Genomic DNA, 21,339 nt, shown 5'->3' with positions numbered 1-21,339 from the left:
ATAGCGTTTATTAATTTGAACCAAATCCACTATTTTGGAGCTTTATCTGTAGGTCTGAAATGCGTAACCCCCTCATTTACATAAAAGTTTTCATTTTGATTATCCTTTTGGGCTGTTCTTCTACGAAAAACACCTTCACCAATAGGATGTATCACAATACCACATCAAGGTATAATGCCTACTTCTATGCCTATAACAATGTTCTCGAACTTGAAAAAGCTATTAAAGAAAATCACAGGGAAGATTACTCTCAAGTCTTACCTGTGTATTATCCTATAGACAGCGCCATTGTCGAACAAAATGAAGAACTACTTAACGAAATCCGGGATTTCTCTTCCAAAGCCATAGAATGGCACCGCATTTCCAAATGGGTAGACGACAACTATCTATTGCTCGGATTAGCTGATTACTATGAAGCCAAGTTTGATGATGCTTCCAATACCTTTAGGTATATCAATGTCAATAGCAAGAAAAAAAACGTTAGGCACAAAGCGCTGATTCACCTTTTGAAACAATTTATTGATCTCAAAAATTATGATGATGCTACCTATGTCATCGATTATCTCTCCAAGGAGTCTAGAATCAGTAAAGAGAATAGGTTTTTACTTTATAAAACCTTGGCTTATTACTATGAAACAAGGGAAGACATCAATGGAAAAATCGGCGCTTTGGACAAAGCTTTGGATTATACCAAAGACAGGGAAGAAAGGTCCAGGATTAACTTCATATTGGCACAAATGTACCAAAGAGAAGAGCTCGATGCATTGGCTTACAGCTATTATCAAGAAGCTGATAAAGGCAGTCCTCCTTATGAAAGAAGCTTTTTCTCCCAACTTTTTGCTCAGCAAGTTGCTGAAATCAATAAAAGTAAGGATGTAAGAAGAGTCAGAAGTTTTTATGACGATCTCTATAAAGACAGCAAAAACCGGGAGCTGCGTGATGTAATCCTGTATGAAAAGGCTCTTTTTGAACTCAAGCAGGAAGATCTTGAGGAGGCGGAGAATTTACTCATAAAAGCTGCAAAAGAAGAAGGGAAAAATGAAATCCAAAAAGGATATATATACCAAAAGCTAGCTGAAATCAGTCTTGATATCAAAAAAGATTTCAGGGCTACGAAGTTTTACTTAGATTCTGCCATTGCCAACTTCAGACCGTCGCACTCCTCATATCAGGAGATCATTGCGAAGAAATCAATTTTTGATGATTATGTCACGCAATACGACATTATCAACAACAATGATAGCCTTATCAGACTGGCACAATTAAGCCCGGAAGAGCAGGAACTGATAGCCGAACAGTATATCGCTCAAGAGGAGGACCGCTTGATGAGAGAGGCCGAAGCAAAAGAAAAACAAAAATCGAGTGGGAATATTTTTGACAATTTGCTGGCATTTGGAGGAAGAGGATCGGGGCAGTCATTTTATTTTGACAATGCTGTAGCCATGCAACAAGGGACCATAGATTTTTACAGAAACTGGGGCAGCAGGCCTTTGGAGGATAATTGGAGAAGAAATGTCCAAAGTTTTCAAGCTTCCGGAAGTGTGTCAGAAGATGATGAGCCTGTAGAGGCGACTCCCGAAGAGGAAGAAGAAGAGACCAATATTTTCGCTGATATCCCAGACAAGGAATCCCTATTGGCCAATATTCCCAAGACAGAAGCTCAAATCAACTCGCTGAAAGAAGAATTGGAAACTGCATATTTTGAACTCGGAAAGCTGATGTTTTTTGATTTCAAGGAAGCTGAAATCGCAAAAGAAAATCTGGAAATCTTAATTACCTCATATCCCAATTCTTCCAAAAAAGCTGAGGCCTATTACATCTTATTCTTGGCGGCAAGGGAGCTGAACGAAAATGAAACACTATATACTGAGAGGTTGAATAGGGAGTTTCCAGACTCGCCCTTTACATATTATGTCAACAATCCCAGCGCAATGACAGGCAATCAAGCCTTTTTGGAGTCTTCAAAAAATTATAAGGAAGCCTACGATTTGTATTATCAAAGGCAGTATCAGGCTGCAAGAGGAAAGGTAAGAAGCACCTTGGAAAACTATCCCCTGACCAAAAATACAGACAGGCTGATGCTATTGGATATTATGGTTTCGGGAAAAATAGATGATACCGAAAGGTATAAATCCAGACTGGAAAATTATATTCAAACCACAGAAGATCCTGACTTGGTGAAAATGGCAAGAAATATGCTTAATGCACTTACAGGTGAAAAGAACCTTGCCCAGGCAAATACTGGAGAAGACGAGTCAGAAGAAGGAGAGTCAGAAAGTTCCGAAGAAGAGGCAATTGGAGAAGATGAGGAGGAAGAAGAATCTCCATACAAAGAAAATCCTAACCAAACTCATATATTTGTCATCGCTTTGGAACCGGAGAAAGCAAAAAATGCGAAAAGCCTGCTTGGAGACTTGGAAAGCTTTCATTCCAAAAACTTTGGGAGCTCAAGGTTAAGAACTGGCAACATGAACCTCAGCAGAGAGGAATCTATTTTCATAGTGAGTCCGTTTAACAATGCCGAAAGGGCAATCACATATAGGGATAAATTTATGGAGGAGTTTGATTCAAGTTCCTTGGATAAAGAAGACAAAGAAAAATGCTTCCTGATATCTATAGAAAACTTTCAGGAGCTTAACAAAAGAAAAAATATCAACGAATACCGCCAATTCTACAAGAAGGCATATTAAATCATTCTATCAGTACATCAATAATGACCAAAAAAATCATCAAGCTCATCTGGATAGGCTTTGCGGCCGGATTCACTGGCTTCCTTCTTTTCATCTGGGGTATAAGTGTCAACTTCCTCGGACTTTTTGGAGAACTTCCAGATTTCAAGGCTTTAGAAAACCCACAATCCGAACTGGCATCTGAACTGTATTCTGCGGACGGTGTATTGCTGGGAAATTATTTTAGAGAAAACAGAAGCCCTGTTACTTATAATGAGCTATCGCCCAATTTGGTTAAAGCCCTTATCGCAACAGAGGATGTTCGCTTTGAGGACCATTCAGGGATTGACTTCCAGAGTATGGGTCGGGTTTTGTTCAAATCTTTGATCCTAAGACAGTCTGCCGGTGGAGGAAGTACTCTTAGCCAACAAACAGCCAAAAACCTTTTCAAAACCCGTAACCTTGAATCCCAGGGAGCATTGAGCAAAGTTCCGGGTCTGAGAATGTTAATCATCAAAACCAAGGAGTGGATAGTCGCGGCCAAGCTAGAAAAAGCATATACCAAAAATGAAATATTGACCATGTATCTCAATACTTCAGAGTTTGGTAGCAATGCTTATGGCATCAAAACGGCCTCAAAGACTTTTTTTAATAAATCACCGAATGAGCTTAATGTTCAGGAATCAGCTACCCTGGTTGGCTTATTCAAAGCACCTACTTATTACAGCCCGGTATTCAATCCTGAAAACTCGCTCAGAAGAAGAAATACGGTTTTGGGTCAGATGGAGAAATATGATTTCATTACCAAAGAAGAGAGAGACTCACTTCGAGCCATGCCAATAGAATTGGATTACAAAGTTGAGAACCAAAACCAAGGCATAGCGACTTACTTCCGGGAAATAATCAAATCTGACTTGATTCGATGGACAAAAGAGAATTTAAAACCAGATGGAACTCCTTATGATCTGTTTGGAGATGGCCTCAGAATTTTCACAACTATTGACAGCAGGATGCAAAGGTATGCTGAAGAAGCTGTTGCCGAACACATGGTAGAGCTACAGAAGAAATTTGAAAATGAAATGGGGAACAGAGACCCTTGGATAGATAATACTGGAAGAGTAATTCCAAATTTTCTTGAAAATGCTGTGAAAAGAACTGATGCCTACAGAAATCTGGTAAGAAGGTACGGTGCTGGAGCTGACTCTATAGATATCAAACTGAATGAAAAGAAAAAAATGAAAGTGTTCTCTTGGACAAAAGGAGAAGTGGATACCTTGATGAGCACTATGGATTCCTTGAGACATTACAAAAAACACCTTCAGACTGGCTTCATGTCTATGGATCCTCATACCGGACACATCAAAGCTTGGGTAGGTGGAGTCAATCATAAGCATTTCAAGTATGATCATGTCAAGCAAGGAAGAAGACAGCCAGGTTCTACTTTCAAACCTTTCGTCTATGCTGCAGCCATTGAGAATGGATACAGCCCTTGTTATACGGTCATTGACCAGCCTATTGAAATCAATATTCCAGGACAACCGTCATGGACTCCTAAAAACGCTGATGGAAAGTTTTCTTACGAAAAAATGACCATCAGGCGGGCTATGGCACAGTCCATAAACTCGGTGACAGCTTACATGATGAAAAAACTTAGCCCGAGGGTAGTAGTTGAAACAGCACATAGAATAGGCATCACAAGTGATTTGGAAGAGGTACCTGCTCTGGCATTAGGTACAAGTGATGTGTCCATCTATGAAATGGTGGGAGCCATGGGAACATTTGTAAATAAAGGTGAACATATAGTTCCTTTTTATATAGATCGAATTGAAGATAAAAACGGCAATCTCCTACAGCAGTTTACTCCTAAGAAAAGACCGGCAATGAGTGAAGAGCATGCTTACTTGATGCTTTATATGATGAGAGGCGGTTTTGAAGAATCCAGAGGTACAAGTCAGGGAGTTCCCTGGGCTTTACGAGATGAAGGAAACGAACTGGGAGGAAAGACAGGAACCACACAAAACGCATCTGATGGATGGTATATGGGAATGAGTAAAGATCTTGTGTCAGGAGTGTGGGTAGGCGGAGATGACCGTGCTATTCACTTTAGAAGCTGGATTAGTGGACAAGGTGGACAAACCGCAAGACCAATTTGGGTAAAATATATGGCTAAAGTATATGCCGATCAGAGTCTTGGTATCACCAAAGGTCCTTTCCCTAGACCGGAAAGGCCATTGAGCATTGAGATAGATTGTGACCTCTATGAAATGGAAAGCAATAGATTCAGTGATTTTGATTTTGACCCTAGGAGGGATGATTTTTAATAAAAACCATAAAGCATTCAAGTAGCCCCTTTAACAGGGGCTGTTTTTTTATATTTTTGTCTTATGCAGTCTTCATTTTATACTGTTGAAGAATACAACAATATGCCGGATCATCCCGGGGTGTATAAGTATTACAACGAAGCATCTGAATTGATATATGTTGGTAAAGCCAAAAGCTTAAAAAAGCGGGTGTCTTCCTATTTTGTAAAAGGAACTGGACTGAACCACAAGACAAGAAAAATGGTCAAGGAGATCCGAAAAATTGAAATCGCTTTGGTCAATTCTGAATTTGACGCCTTGCTTTTGGAAAATAACCTGATCAAGCAAAACCAACCTCGCTACAATATACTTCTTCGGGATGACAAGACTTACCCCTATTTGCTTTTGACCGATGAACATTTCCCACAAATCTACCCAACCAGGAGAATGGTTGCCGGAAAAGGCACCTATTTTGGGCCTTTCGCTTCAGTCAAGGCCATGAACAATGTTTTGGATCTAATCAGGTCAGTCTTTACAGTAAGAACCTGTAGACTGGATTTGAGCCCAGAAAAAATTAAAGAAAAGAAATATAAAGTATGTCTGGAATATCATATCGGGAATTGCCTTGGCCCTTGTGAAGGGTTACAGAAAGAAGATGATTATTTAAAAGACATAGAACAGGCGAAGCATATTCTTAAAGGAAATATGGCTGTTGCCAAAAACTTTTTCAAGGAAAAAATGCAAACTGAAGCAGAAAACCTTGCCTTTGAAAAAGCCCAATATTTTAAGGAAAAATTAGATCTTCTTGAAAAATACCAAGCCAAATCGCTGATTGCTAATCCATCAATTAAAGACCTGGATGTATTTGCAATTGTCAGCGATGAGAAATTCTCTTATGTGAATTACCTGAAAATCATAAACGGCGCTGTGATCATCACCAAAACCGTTGAATTAAAGAAAAAACTAGATGAATCAGAATCGGAATTGCTACTTACTGCCATCATCAGGCTGAGGGATCAATTCAAAAGTGACGCCCCTGAAATTATAGTTAATATTCACTTTGAGGAGGAGTTTGAGGGGTTAAATATTTATGTGCCCAAAATTGGTGATAAGAAAAAACTGGTAGACCTTTCACTCAAAAACGCTAAATACTATAAACAAGAAAAACTACTCACCTCTGGTGAGGTAAAAGACAAAAAATTCAGAGTTCTCAAGCAACTTCAGTCTGACCTTTCTCTAAAAGAAATGCCTGATCACATTGAATGCTTCGATAACTCCAATATACAGGGGAGCAATCCAGTCGCCAGTATGGTCTGTTTTCTGAACGGTAAGCCTGCAATTAAAGAGTATAGACATTATCATATCAAAACCGTGGAAGGACCTAATGATTTCGCAAGTATGACAGAAGTGGTAGGGAGACGGTATAAGAGGCTGATAGAAGAAGAAAAACCACTGCCTAAACTGATTGTCATAGATGGAGGCAAAGGACAATTATCCTCCTCGGTGGAAGCTTTGAAAAACCTTGGTATATATGGAAAAATACCAATCATTGGAATTGCAAAACGCTTGGAAGAAATCTATTTTCCAGAGGATCAATTCCCCTTACATATAGATAAAAAATCAGAGTCCCTAAGACTTCTTCAACGAATAAGGGATGAAGCACACAGATTTGCGATCACTTTTCACAGACAGGTCCGTAGTAAAAAAGCATTTGGTTCAGAGCTGACAGAAATAGAGGGGATTGGCAAGTTGATGGCTGAAAAGCTATTGAAACATTTCAAATCTATCAAAAAAATCAAAGAAGCCAGTCAAGCTGAACTTGAAGAAGTAATAGGAAGAGCCAAAACAGAAAAACTAATGGCATGGCTAGAAAACAAAAAAAGCGGGTAAAACCCGCTCTTTTAATTTTACTACCATTCCCAGAGGCCGTTTTCGTACTCAAGCAATTTGTATTCAAATTCAAGTGCATCTAAGAAAGCTTGGAGCTCAGCATTTGGATTGTCAGGATTAACTTTATCTGCAATCAATGCCTCATCTGAGTTGGTAAACCTTCTCACAATAGCTCTAAACAATCTTAAATCAAAAGCTTGGTCATAAGTTAAATTTTTAGAGGTATTTTGGAAATTCAGCCATTTCGCATCAGGATGATCCTTGAAGTGATTGTAAAAGTCTTTATACCTGATAAAACCAATGGTTTTTTGTCCTGCATTCGCATTAGTGGGGGACGGCATTACCATCTCGATATATTTAATATCAAATTTCACTTGCGAGTGATGTTTATCAAATAGAAAATCCTCTTTGAAATCCAAGTAATACAACTGCTTTACAAAGATACTATCACCGTTTGCTGAGATCCAGAAATTATCCTGAAATTCTGCAATAGACAAAGGCTGCTTAAATTCATCATCTGCAAATACCTCAAAGGCATTGTCCTCCACAATAGCTTTGTAAATATTATTGATAATACCGTTGTTTTTGGTATCACCTGAACCATACAAAGGCACATTGTATTTTTCCCTAAGATCAATTCTTCTCCAAACAGCTATTTGATAGAATTTATCATCTTCACGGATTGGACGGGCAGAATACACTGTATCCATCTGAAACTTTCGGTCTCCATTATTGGATGGACTTACGCTTGTAGCGCCCTGACCAAAAGCGTCAATTCCCAGAAATAAACCCATTAGGGTAAATGCTCCGAATATTTTAGCCTTGAAATTCATAACCAATTTTATTTAAAACCTCAGATAACCAACGAGGTTTGGTTTATTTAATTGCCATCCTGATAATTTCAGGCTGGTTATTTTTTATTTTGTTGCCTCTAAAGTTGGTTCTAGTTACCTCAGTAACTCTAACAACCAAAGCATCTCCACTTCTTGCTGCAGCAAGCAAATTTCTAATTGCTACATTCTCACCGGAGATTTGTACCCTCTCCCTAGGAACTTCATTCCTTAGTAGAATAACTTCTCCACCAGTAACTTCGAAATTTGAATCTCTGGCCATAGTTCTAGCGAAAGTAGGTTCAGGCACCGCCCTTACCGCCAGAGAAGCTGGTCCTGGTGCAGGATATGCTACACTCAAGTCAATCTGACCTCTGCCATCGAAAAGTCTAATGGTCGGAGCAGGAACTGGCTTGATGTCATACTCCACATTTCCGATTTTATTTCCGCCACTGCTTACTCCGATGACAACTTTTCCAGAGTTACCTGGAATCACTGTTACCTGACCTGGGCTTTGCCCTTTGATGATATTACCATTAGTAATGGTAAAATCAGGAGCATAAGCATTTCCTAAAGCAGGAACATCGATAGAAAGGTCGTTAGCACAATCAGCGTAAAGTTGGTTCACAACTTCAGATGTCACTTTGATAACAGGCTGTGCGACAAAGTATTCATAATCTACAGCAAGAACAGAGTCCTTCCCTGCAATATTAACTGTGATTTCACCTTTCAAGACTTGTCTCGCAAGACCTCTGTCATCATATTGTCCAGCAGGTGGGACGGTAAAGCTAATCTCTCCAAAACCATCGACTACTGGTACTTCTCTACCGTTCACAGTCATCTTTGGCTGTGCAGATGATGAAGAAGAAGCTATGAATAAGTTTCCTTCAAATTTAGTACCTGCAGCAACTACATTGGAATTAGCGGCCACACTTGCCTTAAATACATCTGACTTAAAGTAGAAAGTACCAATTGAACCTGTAATGGCTGAAAGCGCTTCACCTTCGATATTCAATACTTCGTTTTGATACTGGGAAATAAGGGCCATTACAGCACCAACCGGAGATTTCACAAAATTAAGATTCACGAAGTTTTTGTTTCTAGCTTCTGAATCATTTTTGAAAATCTCAATATCCTTAGCGTCTTTTGCTATGTCCTGAAATTGAAGCTCAATTCCAATTCCTGATAAAATACTCGTAATTTGCTCTGGATAGGCATTTAACCTGTCCTGCATTTCGAAGCCTTTTCTTTGGTTATTGAAGATCTGTCCAGGAACATCTACGTTTTTTAGAGCTGAGGTCTTATACATTCCCTGATCATCCTTCGCATTGGACTCTGTGATCAGTTCCTGCTTCAGACTTTCCAGATAGGTATAGACTTCAGCACTAGCTTTTCTTACTTCACGGGCTGCGGCCACTTTTGGCACGTCCCTTTCATTATTTCCCTGCTGTTCAACTGTCCCAGCAATTGATGAAACAGTGAATTCATTTTTTTCTATAAAGTTTTTGGATGTTCTTTCCAGACCATCGTTCAACAATACAAATTTTTGTAGGATTTGGTTACTTACCTGCAAAGCCAGCAAAGCTGTCAGTACCAGGTACATCATACCAATCATCCGTTGTCTTGGTGTCTCTTTAGCTCCTGCCATTTTACAATTCTAAAAGATTAAACATTTATAAATAATTGGCTTAACCTTTCATGGCTGTTAGCATACCGCCATAGATTTTATTCAATGAACTTACATTTTGATTCAATTTTGCCAGCTCATTCTTGAATGCTTCTGTTTCCTTTCCTGCTTCTGAAAGTCCTTCCATGGCAGAAGTAACATTAGAGTAGAATTTGTTCAGTGCTTTCACATGGCTTTGTGCATCCTGCAGCTCCATTTCATACACATTATTCAAGGCTGATAGGTTTTTGGTAACTTCCAGCACCTGTCCATGATATGCTTTTGCATCCTCAGAAGCTGAGGACAATTCTGTTAGAGCTGCTGCTGTTTTACCGTAAGACTGGTTGATATCGGTAATGGTTTTAGATGCAGATTTTACATTTTCAGCATATTCACTAGTAGCTACCGCAGCATCAGAAATATTACCCATTTTTTCAGCTGAAGATGCAAGGTTTTGGATTCCTTTTCCTAGGCTATCGAATAGCTCTGGACCAATTTTAGCGTTGGTAAGCATTTCATCAAACTTCTGGGTAAGCCCATCAGATGAAGCTGCTTTTGCCGGTCTCTTTGGAGCAGGTTCATTTCCTGCAAGTTCAGGATATACCTTAGACCAGTCAATCTCTTCTTGTTTAGGTTCAAATGCAGAAAGGAAAAAAATCAAAGCTTCTGTGGTAAGTCCTACTCCAATCATCAAGCTGGCTCCCTGCCAGTCTAGAATTTTGAACATGGCACCTAAAATTACGATTGAAGCACCTATACCGTAAATTTTCGGCATAATATCGCCGTAAAACTTGTATTTGAATGAATTGTTCTTTGCCATTTTGATATTAATGTGAGGGATTGAGTGATTGTTTTTGTGTTTTTTTTAATATGTGGTTTTAAAATTATCTTCTTCTTCTCCTGTTGTTATTTACATCCATTGATCCTGATCTACCTATGAAAGTCATCGCAGTTCTGAAACCGATATGCGCAGTTTTCATGTCTTGGTATTCATATGTTCTTGTACTGGTTTCCAGGTAGTGGGCAATATCCTTCCAAGATCCTCCTCTGACAACTTTTCTCTTTTCGTTAGGGTCATCATATACCGGGTCAAGATCCCACGTAATTGCACTGGCTACTGGATTGTATGCATCCAAAACCCATTCAGCTACGTTACCTGACATGTTGTAAAGACCAAAACCATTTGGAGAAAATACATCGACAGGTGCAGTATAAGCAAACCCATCATCTATATAATTGCCTCTACCAGGTTTAAAGTTTGCCATCAGGCAGCCTCTTTTGTTCTTAATGTAAGGGCCTCCCCAAGGATATTTAGCAACATCTTTACCTCCTTTGGCTGCATATTCCCATTCAGCCTCAGATGGAAGTCTGAATCCAGGCATGTCAAAGTCAGAGCGATCATTGGCGCGCATGTGATAGGTTCTCCATTCACAATACATCTGGGCTTGTTCCCAGCTGATTCCTACTACAGGATAGTTATCAAACGCAGGGTGATCAAAGTAGAATTCCATCAATGGATCTCCGTAGTGGTAAGAAAAACTCGTAGACCAAACAGTAGTATCTGGTAAAACTTCATCCAGATTGAATGATGGTGGTTCCTTTAAAGTGGTAGGAGTACCATAATCATACTCTCCTAATCTCACAGCTTCCAAAAATTGTCTGTATTTATTGTTGGACACTTCGTACTTGTCCATGTAAAATTCAGAAATTGTTATCTGCTTGTTGAAGGAAGATTGGGTATACCCTATATCCTCATCAGCTTGCCCCATCCAAAAAGTCCCGGCTTTGATGGCCACCATGTCGATGGGTAGGTTTTGCTGCCAGTTGGCCCTTTTCGGGACACCTGTAACTTCACCTCTCCGATTATCTTTTTCACTTGCGCTACCCTTCTTACCAAAAAGGCCGCAACCCTGAAGAATTCCGGCCATCAGAATAGCCGTAATTAGAGGGAAAATCCGAGAATTCATTTTATTATACATAAAATACACTTATTAAGTTATGTAGATAACTACACATAATTGTTTGTCTACGAAAGCGAAATTTAAAGGAAAATATAAGAATTACACAAGCTAATTATCATATTTCCTATAATATTTTTAAAATCTAAATCTTGGTGTCCTTTGAATGACTCTCTCAAATTCCCTACTGATAGGCACCAGATTATATGTCAACATAAACTCATGACTTGTAGGCGATTTTGCTTCCAATCCTCCTACTACTAAGTCAAAGGCATAACCTATTCTTAGTGAATTGTCTCTCAAGATGCTGTAGCCTAACAATAATGATACCGATTCTTCTCCTCTGTAGGCTAAACCACCACTTATTTTTTGATTATGTGTCGCTATAACGCTGACATCGTAGGAAAAATTATTAAAAGAAACTGTTTTTAATAAAAAACTGGGTTCAAATTCCCACATCGCAAAAGTCTTGATTCTGTAACCTGCCAAAAGATAGGAGTGGTTTTTCAATTGATTGTCAAAACCCGGTTCATCTACCCCAAAGTCAAATCCGGGCTCATTCAAATGCCTGCTGCTTAAACCCACATAATAATTCCCTCTATCATATATGGCACCTAATCCAAAATTAAAATTTATTTGAGTATCTCTTCCTTCGGTAGGCAAGTTGGGATCAGGGACAACCGTTCGCAATTCGTCATATTTCAGAGTGCTTGAAAAAACACCTCCAGACGCACCTATACTTAGGACACCTCTCCTCAGAGTCCTGTGGTAGGCAAGGGAAATATTAACTTCCTGATTGTTTGTAGGACCTATATTATCATTGATAAAAGTAAGACCGTATCCTATATTGTATTCCTCGAGGACTCCAGAAGCAGTAATCAGCTGCGTAATCGGAGCGGGACCTCCTGACCCAGAATAATTCAACCATTGGGTTCTATGCAATGCCGCAAATCTATATCCGGCATCCTTACCTGCAAAAGCTGGATTGTAAAACAATCCGTTGTACATATATTGTGTGAACTGTGGGTCTTGTTGGCCAAATGACTTTTTCGAAATAAAAATTCCGATTAAAAATACGATCAAGACACAAATCTTTAGAGACCTCAGCTTATCCATGCATGCATAGTTCTTTATGAAAATACTATTCTACATATTAAAACTGAAAAAGACCACAAAAGATTATTAATCTCCTAAATTATTTGCCTTTTTGATGTAAAGTTCAAGAGCTCCGGTCATACTTGGTGCATTTGGCATAGGGGCTTCAATGTCCAAAATAAGGTTTTGGTCTCTCACTTCGCTTGCGGTGGTAGGCCCAAAAGCAGCAATTCTGGTTTCATTTTGTTTGAAATCAGGGAAATTATGCTTGAGAGATTTGATTCCGGAAGGGCTAAAAAAGGCCAAGACATCATACTTAATATCTCTCAGGTCAGATAGATCTGCCGCCACAGTATGATAAATTACTGCTTCAGTAAAATCTATCCCAACTTTGCTCAGGTAATTGGGTATATCATCTTTACGGATATCAGAACATGGGAAGAGATACTTTTCTGATTTGTGCTTTTTGAAATAATCAAATAAATCAGACGCAGTCTTTTGGCCTACAAAAAGTTTTCTTTTCCTGATGACAATATATTTCTGCAAATAATGAGCTGTCTGATCCGAAATACAGAAATACTTCATATCTGCAGGCATTTCGATCTTTAAGTCCTTGCAGATGGTAAAGAAATGATCGATGGCATTTCTACTTGTAAAAATTATTGCAGTATGTTTGAGAATATCAATTTTCTGCTTTCGGAAATCCTTGATAGATAAAGGTTGAACTTCAATAAATTGCCTGAAATCAATCTTTAAATTGTACTTCTCCGCAAGCTGAAAATAGGGTGAATTGGGATCATTGGGCTTTGGTTGGGAAACCAGAATGCTTTTTACCGGATTAAGTCTGTCTTTGGTACCTTTACTCATGTTCTTAATCTTCTCCTTTTTTAAATTTACTTGAACACCTATCCAATGACCATTTTGGAAATAATCAAAAACGGAATCAGTTCTGCGGTGCAAATGTAAGCAAATAAATGGTAATTTTTAAAGGGAACCCTATTTACCATAATTACAAATAGGGCTAAAACACCAACTAAATACACCCAGAAGAAAGCCCAAAGCGCATACTTAACAACCTCAAGCATAAGGCTTTGATTATTGAGATAAAAATAGGTCAAACAAAGAGAAATCAGAAATAATGCAATTGAAAGTAATCTCAACAAATAGAAAAAGTGAGGAAACTCATATTTTCCTAAATCAAATACAGATACTAGGATCTTTAAAAAGATAAACTTCAAGATAAAACCCAAGACAATGACGACTGAACCCAGAGTCCAATAAAAAAACAAACTGTTAAGATCTCCATTTACAATGTCTTTGAATATAGGAGTTTCAAATACTTTTCCGAATATCATGATGTTCAACATCAACAACATACTCAACATCAATAAATAAAAGAGCACATCAATAGAGAAAAACTTTTGAAAAGCCCCTGTATCCGAAAAATCCTCCGCCGTCACCAAAGTCCTCAATGAGGTGAAATAAGTCAATAAGAGCGGGAATATGACTTTGAAGACAGCTGCAAGGAAAAGTACAATTACAATTCCTGTCAAATAAAAGTCACTGAAATCGGACCTGCTTCTCCTTTGAAGGTCAAAAACCACTACTTGATTACCGTCGGTCTGATTTACTGTTTCGGCAAAAAAACCCTTTTTGATCGATAATTTATCAAGATTATTACCTTCATTTAAGGCTGTAAACTCCAGATCATTTACGCCCCTATTTGCAAAAAGACTTTTCAATTCGCTGGTCAATAATTCTTTTACAGTATCCTGCTCGCTATAAAACCAAAGCTTATCATTCATGAAAATCGTAGTTCCGGCTGGAATTACAAACCTGAAGCTACTTTTAGGGAAATTCCCTACATCCAAAGTGACCCCAGAGGTAAAGGTAGACCTGAGCCAGCCTCTGCTATGATTTTCACGGATTTTAGAGTCATAGTTTTCTATCACCTGAGCCTGCACACCTGCAAAAACAAAAAATAAGGTAAGTAAAAGTACAGTTCTCTTCATCTTATATCATCAATCAAAACCTCCCGGTGTACCCAAAGTGGATTTTTGACAAATTGAGTGCAAAATCCTGAACGTTGGAACCTCCTAAGGCATAAATAAAATTAAATATTCCATTTCCAGTCTCCAGACTGAAGCCAATGCCTGCAGCAAAGGGAAAATCAACCGGTAAGTTTTGGACTGAATTTTCCAACCTTCCGACATCGGCAAAAATCATAAAATATGAATAGGTATCAAAGTAATATCTGGGTTCAAAATTCAAATAAACATAATTGTTAGCAAAAAAGAAGTTTTCATTAAAACCACGAAAGGTCCGTAATCCCCCAAGTCTGAACAAGTCATTGGCAAATAGATTGGGGTTTTCCATCAACCCTCCTACCAAGCGGCTGTAAACACCCCAGTTTAAATTTTTATAAAAATACTTCTCAATAGATCCTTTGAGATAATATTGAAGCGTACGCATTTCCAAATCATCATAAAGCTCTTCCGGTATGGCTGTATTTACTAAGACATTCTTGTTTCCAATGGCGAACTCAAGCTTTGCCAATGCGCCTCTTCTTGGAAAAAACACATCATCCAACCAAGACTTATCAAATCCCAGCCCGTAATTATTGAACCTGAAATCTCCTACCTCCGGAAACCTCAAGGCTTCTTCCAACCCACTTACCTGCAACAAATCTCCAGCTTGTCTTCTGGTGAAGAACTTCAGGTAAGAACCTTCTTCTAGCCTGTATCCAAAGTCCAGCCTAAAATCCCTTGTGAGAAAGGTACTGTCTTCTTTTAAAAGTGAAAAGGAAGCTTGTATATCCAGGTTAGAGCCCAAAACCAGCGGTTCCAGAGCTGAGACCATTAAACTTTGGGATGTCTGATTAAACCTTTGCCAATGCAACTCATAATTCCTGCCACGACCAGCTACATTATAAAGCATCAAATCAAACTGGCCTGTTATCAAAAGCCCACTCCCTTGGAGTTCATTGGGAAGAAAACCTATTATACCATCAATTGAATTGATTTTCCTATCATCCAATGGCAGATAAAGTGTCGCCTCCTCATTCTGAAAACTAAGTTCCGGCTCCCCGCTCCATTTTAAATAGGGAAGTTCATTGAGCTTTCGGATACTATTATTGATTTTTCTTTGGGAAAAGGGGTCTTTTGGTCTGATCTGCAAAAAGTTTGACAGAAATTGTTTATTGATTTTTGAATCTCCTGAAACTTTCAGAGTGTCAAACGTAATCAAAGGGCCAGGTTCATACAGTAAGACGGCGGAAATTTTGTTCTCCTTTTCTGAAATACTATCCAGTCGCATGGAAGCAAAGGGAAAGCCCTCATTTTCGGAAGTAGTCAAGACACTCTCAAAAATCCTACTTAGTTCTGTATAGCGGAATGCCTGTTTTTGAAAGATTTTTAAATCTACTCCTGCTTTCACCAATATTGGATCAGGCAAGTTTCCTTGTTTGAGATCTAACCACTCAAACTTGACACCTGAATCAATTACAAGGCTTATAGAATCTTCTCCGATCGGATGCTGAGAAATTTCAGGTAAAAGATAGCCTTGCTGATGGATTTCTGAAATCAGATCCTCTTTAAAACTATGCAATTCAGACATATCGGGAAATACGAGGCTGTCCTGTTGCCTAATATCACCAGTGATTTCGTACTTCAGCCATTGCCTATGCTGAGCTTGTAATGAAAACTGTATGGAGACCAGTAATATGGTAAGGAATCTTTTCAAGGCAAACTTTGTACTTTCTTGTATCTTTGAGGCCTAAAAGTAATCAATTTGTCCGGCATCTATATCCATATTCCCTTTTGTAAACAAGCTTGCCATTACTGCGATTTCCATTTCAGCACCAATCTATCTTTGGTTGAAAAAATGGTTGCAATGATCTGTAAAGAATTGGAATTGAGAAAAAACTTTCTTCCGGCGGGAGCTCCCATTCAAACCATTTACTTTGGTGGCGGAACACCTTCCATTCTCAAGGCTAGCCATTTGGATCAAATCCTCCATACTATTTACAAATTTTACAATACTGATATCAAGGAACTGACCCTAGAAGCAAATCCGGATGATTTATCTTCTGAAAAACTACTGGACTGGAAATCCATGGATTTTGACAGGTTAAGCATTGGCGTACAGAGTTTTGATCAAAAAATTCTAGCGTATTACAATAGAGCACATAATGCATTGGAATCTTTTCAGGCCATAGATAAAGCCAAAAAGGCTGATTTTGAAAAGCTTTCGATTGATTTAATTTATGGCTTTCCTTCTGAAGATCACGGGATTTGGGAAAAAGACCTTTTTACAGCACTTGAAATGGATCCAGGGCATATCAGCAGCTATGCACTGACCGTAGAACCAAAAACCGCTTTGGGAAAATGGACTCAATTAGGAGAGTTCAAGGAAGCAGATGAAGATTACGTAGCTGAGCAATTTGAACATCTCATGGAATCCTGTCAGCAATCAGGATATATCCAATACGAAATTTCTAATTTTGGAAAACCAGGCCATTTTGCCCTTCACAACACCAATTATTGGAAAAACACTGCTTATTTGGGAATAGGCCCAGGGGCACATTCTTATGACGGAAAGCATCGAGGTTCGAATATTTCCAATAATGTGGCTTATATCAAAAAAATGTCAGAGAATACCCCTCCTTATCATATAGAGGAAATGTCAGGCTTGGACATTTGCAATGAATATATTCTAACCTCTCTGCGAACTATTTGGGGAACAGATTTAAAATACATAGAAAAAACTTTTCAGGTATCCCTAGATCAGATTCACAGGCAAATGATGGATAGTCTGCTACAGGAAAAAATGGTTCAAATAAAGGAAGGCTTCCTGTTCTTAGAACCTAAAGGAAAATTACTCGCAGACAGTATTGCGGCTTCCCTCTTTGTTCATTGATTTGATTACCTTTACCACATGCAGGACAAATACCGTGATTTCAGTAGCCGTAAAAAAGAAGTAGCCCCCTTGGAAGAGGCTTTTGAAGAGCTATTGAAAACCTACCGCCTCAAGGATACATTCGACCAGAAAAAATTAATTCAAGAATGGCCCGAACTGATGGGCAAAACTGTTGCATCACGCACCAGCTCACTTTTTATCAAAGAGAAAAAGCTTTTCGTGAAAATCAACTCAGGTCCTGTCAAGCAGGAACTGTCCATGAATAGGTCAAAAGTCCTAGACATTATAGAAAAGCGATTTGGAAAGAAAGTCGTAGAAGAAATTGTCTTTCTCTAATCAATCTTGTGCCGCAAAGACCCTTCTCATCAATGCAGAAGTTCTTTCAAGGGGATTTTCTCTGATATTCTTTTCCTCCTCTGCTATCAACAGGAATAAGCCATCTATAGCTCTATCAGTAACATAAGTATTGAGATCCGGGTCAATTCTCCTGTTGGTAAGCGGAATGGCATTATAAGTATTTGCAATATCCCCATAATACCTCGTGGCCCCCACCTGATTGAGGGATTCCTCAATTTTTGGCTGAAACAATTCTATCAATTGGTTTTCAGTAGTTCTCCTTAGAAAAGAAGTTGCCGCATTGGGTTCGCCCTGTAGAATATTGAAAGCGTCCTGAATAGTCAGTTGCCGGATAGCATTGATAAAAATCGGTTTGGCTTCCTTGGCTGCACTTTCTGCTCCCCTATTGATCGCCAGTAATGCCCTATCCACTTCAGAGCCCAAGCCCATTTGTCTCAATGTATTCTCTACCCTCCTTGCATCTTCAGGAAGAAGGATCCTGATCATGTCATTTCTGAAAAAACCATCTGTCTCAGAAGCTTTATCAGCACCTTTGCTGATACCTTGGATCAAAGCCTCTTTCAAACCTTGGGAAACTTCCTGCTGTGTCAATGGGGATGAACCGCCGGCTGCTTGAAGAATTCTGTTGATATCAGCAGATGAACAGCCAAGAATAATAAATAAGGTAAATAAACAAAAAACACTTGCTAGCCGCATATTAGATTTTTAAAGATTTTAACATTGGTTTATTCTTAATCCTGTAAACGCCATCAGGATAATTAAGTTAGTTTTGGTATTATTGTGACTCTTAATTGTAGATGATCAAACTTCCAAATCCAAATATCGGAAAAGTCAGCTTATTGGTTGCTATCCTTACCTGGCTAGCCTTACTTTTTGTTGACATTACGAGAATATTCAGTTCTATCAATCAAATGGAATCGGATGTGCTCCCGGAAATTTCATTTATACTGGAAATCATATTTTTCATCACAGTCTATTTATTTTACAATTATCAGATTTCAAAAAGTGAAAACAATGATTTTCTGAATTTAATTTGGAGAGGAGCGTCCACTGGGTTGATCGCTTCCGGAGTGTCGCTTTTGATCAGTTTTTTTTATACACTTTTAGGAGACTCCAAACTGGCAAGCGATCAACTGCTCTTAAATTTTTTCTACCATGTCAATTTTGCATTGATTACGCTCTTTCTAATTTCCTGCAGTCTACTCTGGAAACACCTTATATTATATCAAAAGTCAAAAAACATTGTCAAACAATGGCAACTCTTTGAAATATTGATGCTCATCAGCATGTTTTTTATATTTTTCAACAAAAACTCATTAGACTACAGTTTCCTTTTCGGGTTGGTCATCATCACTATTTTTTCGATATCCCTGTCTTTTAATCTCAAGTGGATACCTTATCTTACATTCAAAGAGAAATGGAAGTCAATTCTCTTTTTGGTAATTATTATCATTGCGGCTTCTTATTTATTCGGACAGCTACTTTCTTACAGCGAGAGCAGTCTTATCCTGATCAACCTTACGGACAATCTGTTTTTGATTGGACTTTTTTCCTTTGTTTTTATCTACTCTATTTTCAGCTTTCTGGTCACATTATTCAACCTTCCTACCTCTTCTGTTTTTGAACAAAAATTGGTTGAGGCGATCAATTTCCAAAGGCTAAGTCAATCAATCAAACCAGGGCAGAATGAAAATCAGGTTCTGGATATCTTGATTGACTCGAGCATGAGCGCAGCCTATGCCGATGCCGGATGGTTGGAAATGTTGGATGATGAAGGCAAATCCATCTTCATTCACGAAAGGTTTATCGACAAAGAGGAGGTCTCAAAACTGCATCAGCACATCAATGGACTGAAGCCCTTTTCAAATTTTGATTGGGAAAAGCCCTATAATGAAAATAAAGTTTTCCAGGGAAAAATTGATTTTGCACCTTATAAGTCTGCTTTGGTTGTCCCCCTTACCACCAACCAGACCACGGTTGGAAGGCTATACCTGGTCAAAGAAGTAAAAGACGCTTTCAATAAAGAAATGATCAACATTATTTCCACTTTTGTCGGTCAGGCCTGTATTTCTGTGGAGAATTATAGGCTTTTGAATGAAGCAATAAAAAATGAAAGGTATAAGGAAGAGCTTAAAATTGCGCAAAGGGTACAAAGAAGCCTGCTTCCTGACACTCTACACCATGATCAGAGCTTCGATATTGCAGCATTTTCGGTGGCAGCTGATGAAGTCGGAGGTGATTATTATGAAACTTATCCTCTTGAAGAGCGTAAGTTTGCAGTAATCATCGGGGATGTTTCCGGCAAAGGGACTTCAGCGGCTTTCAATATGTCCCAAATGAAAGGCATCTTTCACAGTTTGGTACAGTTGAAACCTTCACCTTCTGAATTTATCAAAAAAGCAAATGTTGCTTTAGGACTTTGTCTCGAAAAAAACCACTTTATCACCACCTCCTTTTACATCATCGATACAATCCATAAAAACATCACTTACAGCAGAGCGGGTCATTGCCCTACCCTTTATTTCAAAAACTCAAATCAGGAATGCGATTACCTGAGTATCGATGGAATGGGTTTAGGTATTCTTAGATCGGCGTTGTTTGAACAATATGTTCATGAAAAGTCCTTCAAATATGAAAAAGATGATGTCATGCTTCTTTTCACAGACGGGATCATTGAAGCCAAAAATGATGATGGGATAGAGTTTGGCTATGAGAGATTAAAAAACACATTGAAAAAAAATGCAGGACTTTCTCCCAAACAAATTCAGGAAAAAATCATTGAGGAGGTGTACAGTTTTATTGGACAGACCACGGCCATGGATGATGATTATTCATTAGTTGTGATCAAATTCAATTAGGAACCAAAGCAATTATAAAGCGTATATTTTAACATGCTGGACATAAAGAATATCAAGGAAGCAAATTACTCGACCCTTCAGCTTGAGGGGGAAGTAGATGCAAGCAATTCAGTAGAGTTGGACGGTGCCATTCAGAGCGTATTGGATGAAGGGATTGACCGCATTTTGGTAGATGCCAGGCAGCTTGACTACATTTCCTCTGCCGGTCTAGGCGTATTTATGTCTTATTTGGAAGAATTTCAGGAAAAAAATATAAAACTGGTCATCTATGGCTTACAGGAAAAGGTCTACCAAGTTTTTGTTATTCTTGGTTTGGACAAATTAATGGCCATCAAAAGCTCCGAGGAAGAAGCCATAGAAGAATTGAAATGAATAAAGAGTTAAGGCTATATTGCGATACGGATCAGCTGGCCCATTTAAGGCAATTTCTGGATTCCAGGCTTAAAGAAACCTCACTTTCTGAAGTGGATAGTTTACAGGTGATTTTGGCGGTGGAAGAAGTTTGTGCCAATCTCATTATCCATTCACATGAATGTAATCCTTCCGAATACATAGAACTCAATGTCAACAATAATGGGAACTCGCTGATTTTTGAAATCAAAGATTACGGCAGAGGCTTCAATATACTCGAATACCAAGAACCTAATATCACCCATGTCATCAAAGCCAAAAGAAAAGGTGGATTAGGCATCATGCTTGTCAAAAGAATCATGGACAAAATCGAGTTTGAATCAAACGGCACCAAAAATATCTGTAGATTGTTTAAAAATGTAGTATCCAAATAATTGTTAATTATTGG

General features: G+C 38.6%; 17 protein-coding genes. 8 read left to right on the top strand and 9 right to left on the bottom strand.

All coding sequences use genetic code 11. The annotated features are described in order from the left end of the window. The first annotated feature begins 59 nt into the window (after window positions 1-59). The 3 genes from porW to uvrC all read left to right on the top strand — a co-directional run bounded on the left by porW (window position 60) and on the right by uvrC (window position 6,859). Window positions 60-2,690 (top strand): type IX secretion system periplasmic lipoprotein PorW/SprE, encoded by a 2,631-nt coding sequence (porW, locus tag A33Q_RS19835; RefSeq protein WP_040490731.1) that lies wholly within the window; start codon window positions 60-62, stop codon window positions 2,688-2,690. Between the two features lie 23 nt (window positions 2,691-2,713). Then, complete coding sequence (locus A33Q_RS19830; RefSeq protein WP_009032925.1) at window positions 2,714-4,990, top strand: penicillin-binding protein 1A; 2,277 nt, start codon at window positions 2,714-2,716, stop codon at window positions 4,988-4,990. A gap of 63 nt (window positions 4,991-5,053) precedes the next feature. Then, complete coding sequence (gene uvrC, locus A33Q_RS19825) at window positions 5,054-6,859, top strand: excinuclease ABC subunit UvrC (RefSeq protein ID WP_009032926.1); 1,806 nt, start codon at window positions 5,054-5,056, stop codon at window positions 6,857-6,859. Window positions 6,860-6,879: 20 nt separating this feature from the next. On the opposite strand, the gene porN is transcribed toward uvrC, so the two are convergent. From porN to A33Q_RS19785, 8 genes are all read right to left on the bottom strand, one after another. After that, window positions 6,880-7,692, bottom strand: a complete 813-nt coding sequence (gene porN / locus A33Q_RS19820) for a type IX secretion system ring subunit PorN/GldN (protein ID WP_009032927.1) — start codon at window positions 7,690-7,692, stop codon at window positions 6,880-6,882. A 43-nt stretch (window positions 7,693-7,735) separates the two neighbouring features. Continuing rightward, a complete protein-coding gene (porM, locus tag A33Q_RS19815; protein WP_009032928.1) occupies window positions 7,736-9,337 on the bottom strand; it encodes a type IX secretion system motor protein PorM/GldM in 1,602 nt (533 codons plus the stop codon). A gap of 40 nt (window positions 9,338-9,377) precedes the next feature. Beyond that, a complete protein-coding gene (gene porL / locus A33Q_RS19810; RefSeq protein ID WP_009032929.1) occupies window positions 9,378-10,175 on the bottom strand; it encodes a type IX secretion system motor protein PorL/GldL in 798 nt (265 codons plus the stop codon). Window positions 10,176-10,239: 64 nt separating this feature from the next. Beyond that, complete coding sequence (porK, locus tag A33Q_RS19805; RefSeq protein ID WP_040490730.1) at window positions 10,240-11,334, bottom strand: T9SS ring complex lipoprotein PorK/GldK; 1,095 nt, start codon at window positions 11,332-11,334, stop codon at window positions 10,240-10,242. A 117-nt stretch (window positions 11,335-11,451) separates the two neighbouring features. Next, entirely contained in the window at window positions 11,452-12,429 is a 978-nt protein-coding gene (locus tag A33Q_RS19800) for a PorP/SprF family type IX secretion system membrane protein (RefSeq protein ID WP_009032931.1), read from the bottom strand. 66 nt (window positions 12,430-12,495) lie between these two features. Next, entirely contained in the window at window positions 12,496-13,275 is a 780-nt protein-coding gene (locus tag A33Q_RS19795; protein ID WP_009032932.1) for a uroporphyrinogen-III synthase, read from the bottom strand. A gap of 38 nt (window positions 13,276-13,313) precedes the next feature. After that, on the bottom strand, window positions 13,314-14,420 hold the full coding sequence (locus A33Q_RS19790) for a DUF4271 domain-containing protein (RefSeq protein ID WP_009032933.1): 1,107 nt from the start codon (window positions 14,418-14,420) through the stop codon (window positions 13,314-13,316). A 13-nt stretch (window positions 14,421-14,433) separates the two neighbouring features. Further along, the gene (locus tag A33Q_RS19785) at window positions 14,434-16,149 is read right to left on the bottom strand and encodes a BamA/TamA family outer membrane protein (protein WP_009032934.1); all 1,716 of its coding nucleotides are present in this window, start codon (window positions 16,147-16,149) and stop codon (window positions 14,434-14,436) included. 48 nt (window positions 16,150-16,197) lie between these two features. Between A33Q_RS19785 and hemW the strand changes: the two genes are divergently transcribed. After that, window positions 16,198-17,325, top strand: a complete 1,128-nt coding sequence (gene hemW / locus A33Q_RS19780; protein ID WP_040490729.1) for a radical SAM family heme chaperone HemW — start codon at window positions 16,198-16,200, stop codon at window positions 17,323-17,325. Between the two features lie 18 nt (window positions 17,326-17,343). Then, complete coding sequence (locus A33Q_RS19775; protein ID WP_009032936.1) at window positions 17,344-17,661, top strand: DUF721 domain-containing protein; 318 nt, start codon at window positions 17,344-17,346, stop codon at window positions 17,659-17,661. Here the strand turns inward: A33Q_RS19775 and A33Q_RS19770 are convergent, their stop codons facing one another. Beyond that, entirely contained in the window at window positions 17,662-18,378 is a 717-nt protein-coding gene (locus A33Q_RS19770) for a DUF4197 domain-containing protein (RefSeq protein WP_009032937.1), read from the bottom strand. Window positions 18,379-18,479: 101 nt separating this feature from the next. On the opposite strand from A33Q_RS19770, the gene A33Q_RS19765 reads away from it, so the two are divergent. Genes A33Q_RS19765 through A33Q_RS19755 form a run of 3 tightly spaced genes read left to right on the top strand, consistent with a single transcriptional unit; the run spans window position 18,480 to window position 21,325 of the window. Beyond that, complete coding sequence (locus A33Q_RS19765) at window positions 18,480-20,540, top strand: GAF domain-containing SpoIIE family protein phosphatase (RefSeq protein ID WP_009032938.1); 2,061 nt, start codon at window positions 18,480-18,482, stop codon at window positions 20,538-20,540. 33 nt (window positions 20,541-20,573) lie between these two features. After that, window positions 20,574-20,912 (top strand): STAS domain-containing protein, encoded by a 339-nt coding sequence (locus A33Q_RS19760; protein ID WP_009032939.1) that lies wholly within the window; start codon window positions 20,574-20,576, stop codon window positions 20,910-20,912. Beyond that, window positions 20,909-21,325, top strand: coding sequence for an ATP-binding protein (locus tag A33Q_RS19755; protein ID WP_009032940.1), 417 nt, complete (start codon window positions 20,909-20,911; stop codon window positions 21,323-21,325). The genes A33Q_RS19760 and A33Q_RS19755 overlap by 4 nt, the downstream gene beginning before the upstream one ends. Window positions 21,326-21,339 lie beyond the last annotated feature (14 nt).

Source organism: Indibacter alkaliphilus LW1, assembly GCF_000295935.2.
Lineage (GTDB): Bacteria > Bacteroidota > Bacteroidia > Cytophagales > Cyclobacteriaceae > Indibacter > Indibacter alkaliphilus.
The sequence above is the reverse complement of the archived record's forward strand: the minus strand, read 5'-3'. Positions and strand labels throughout refer to the sequence as shown.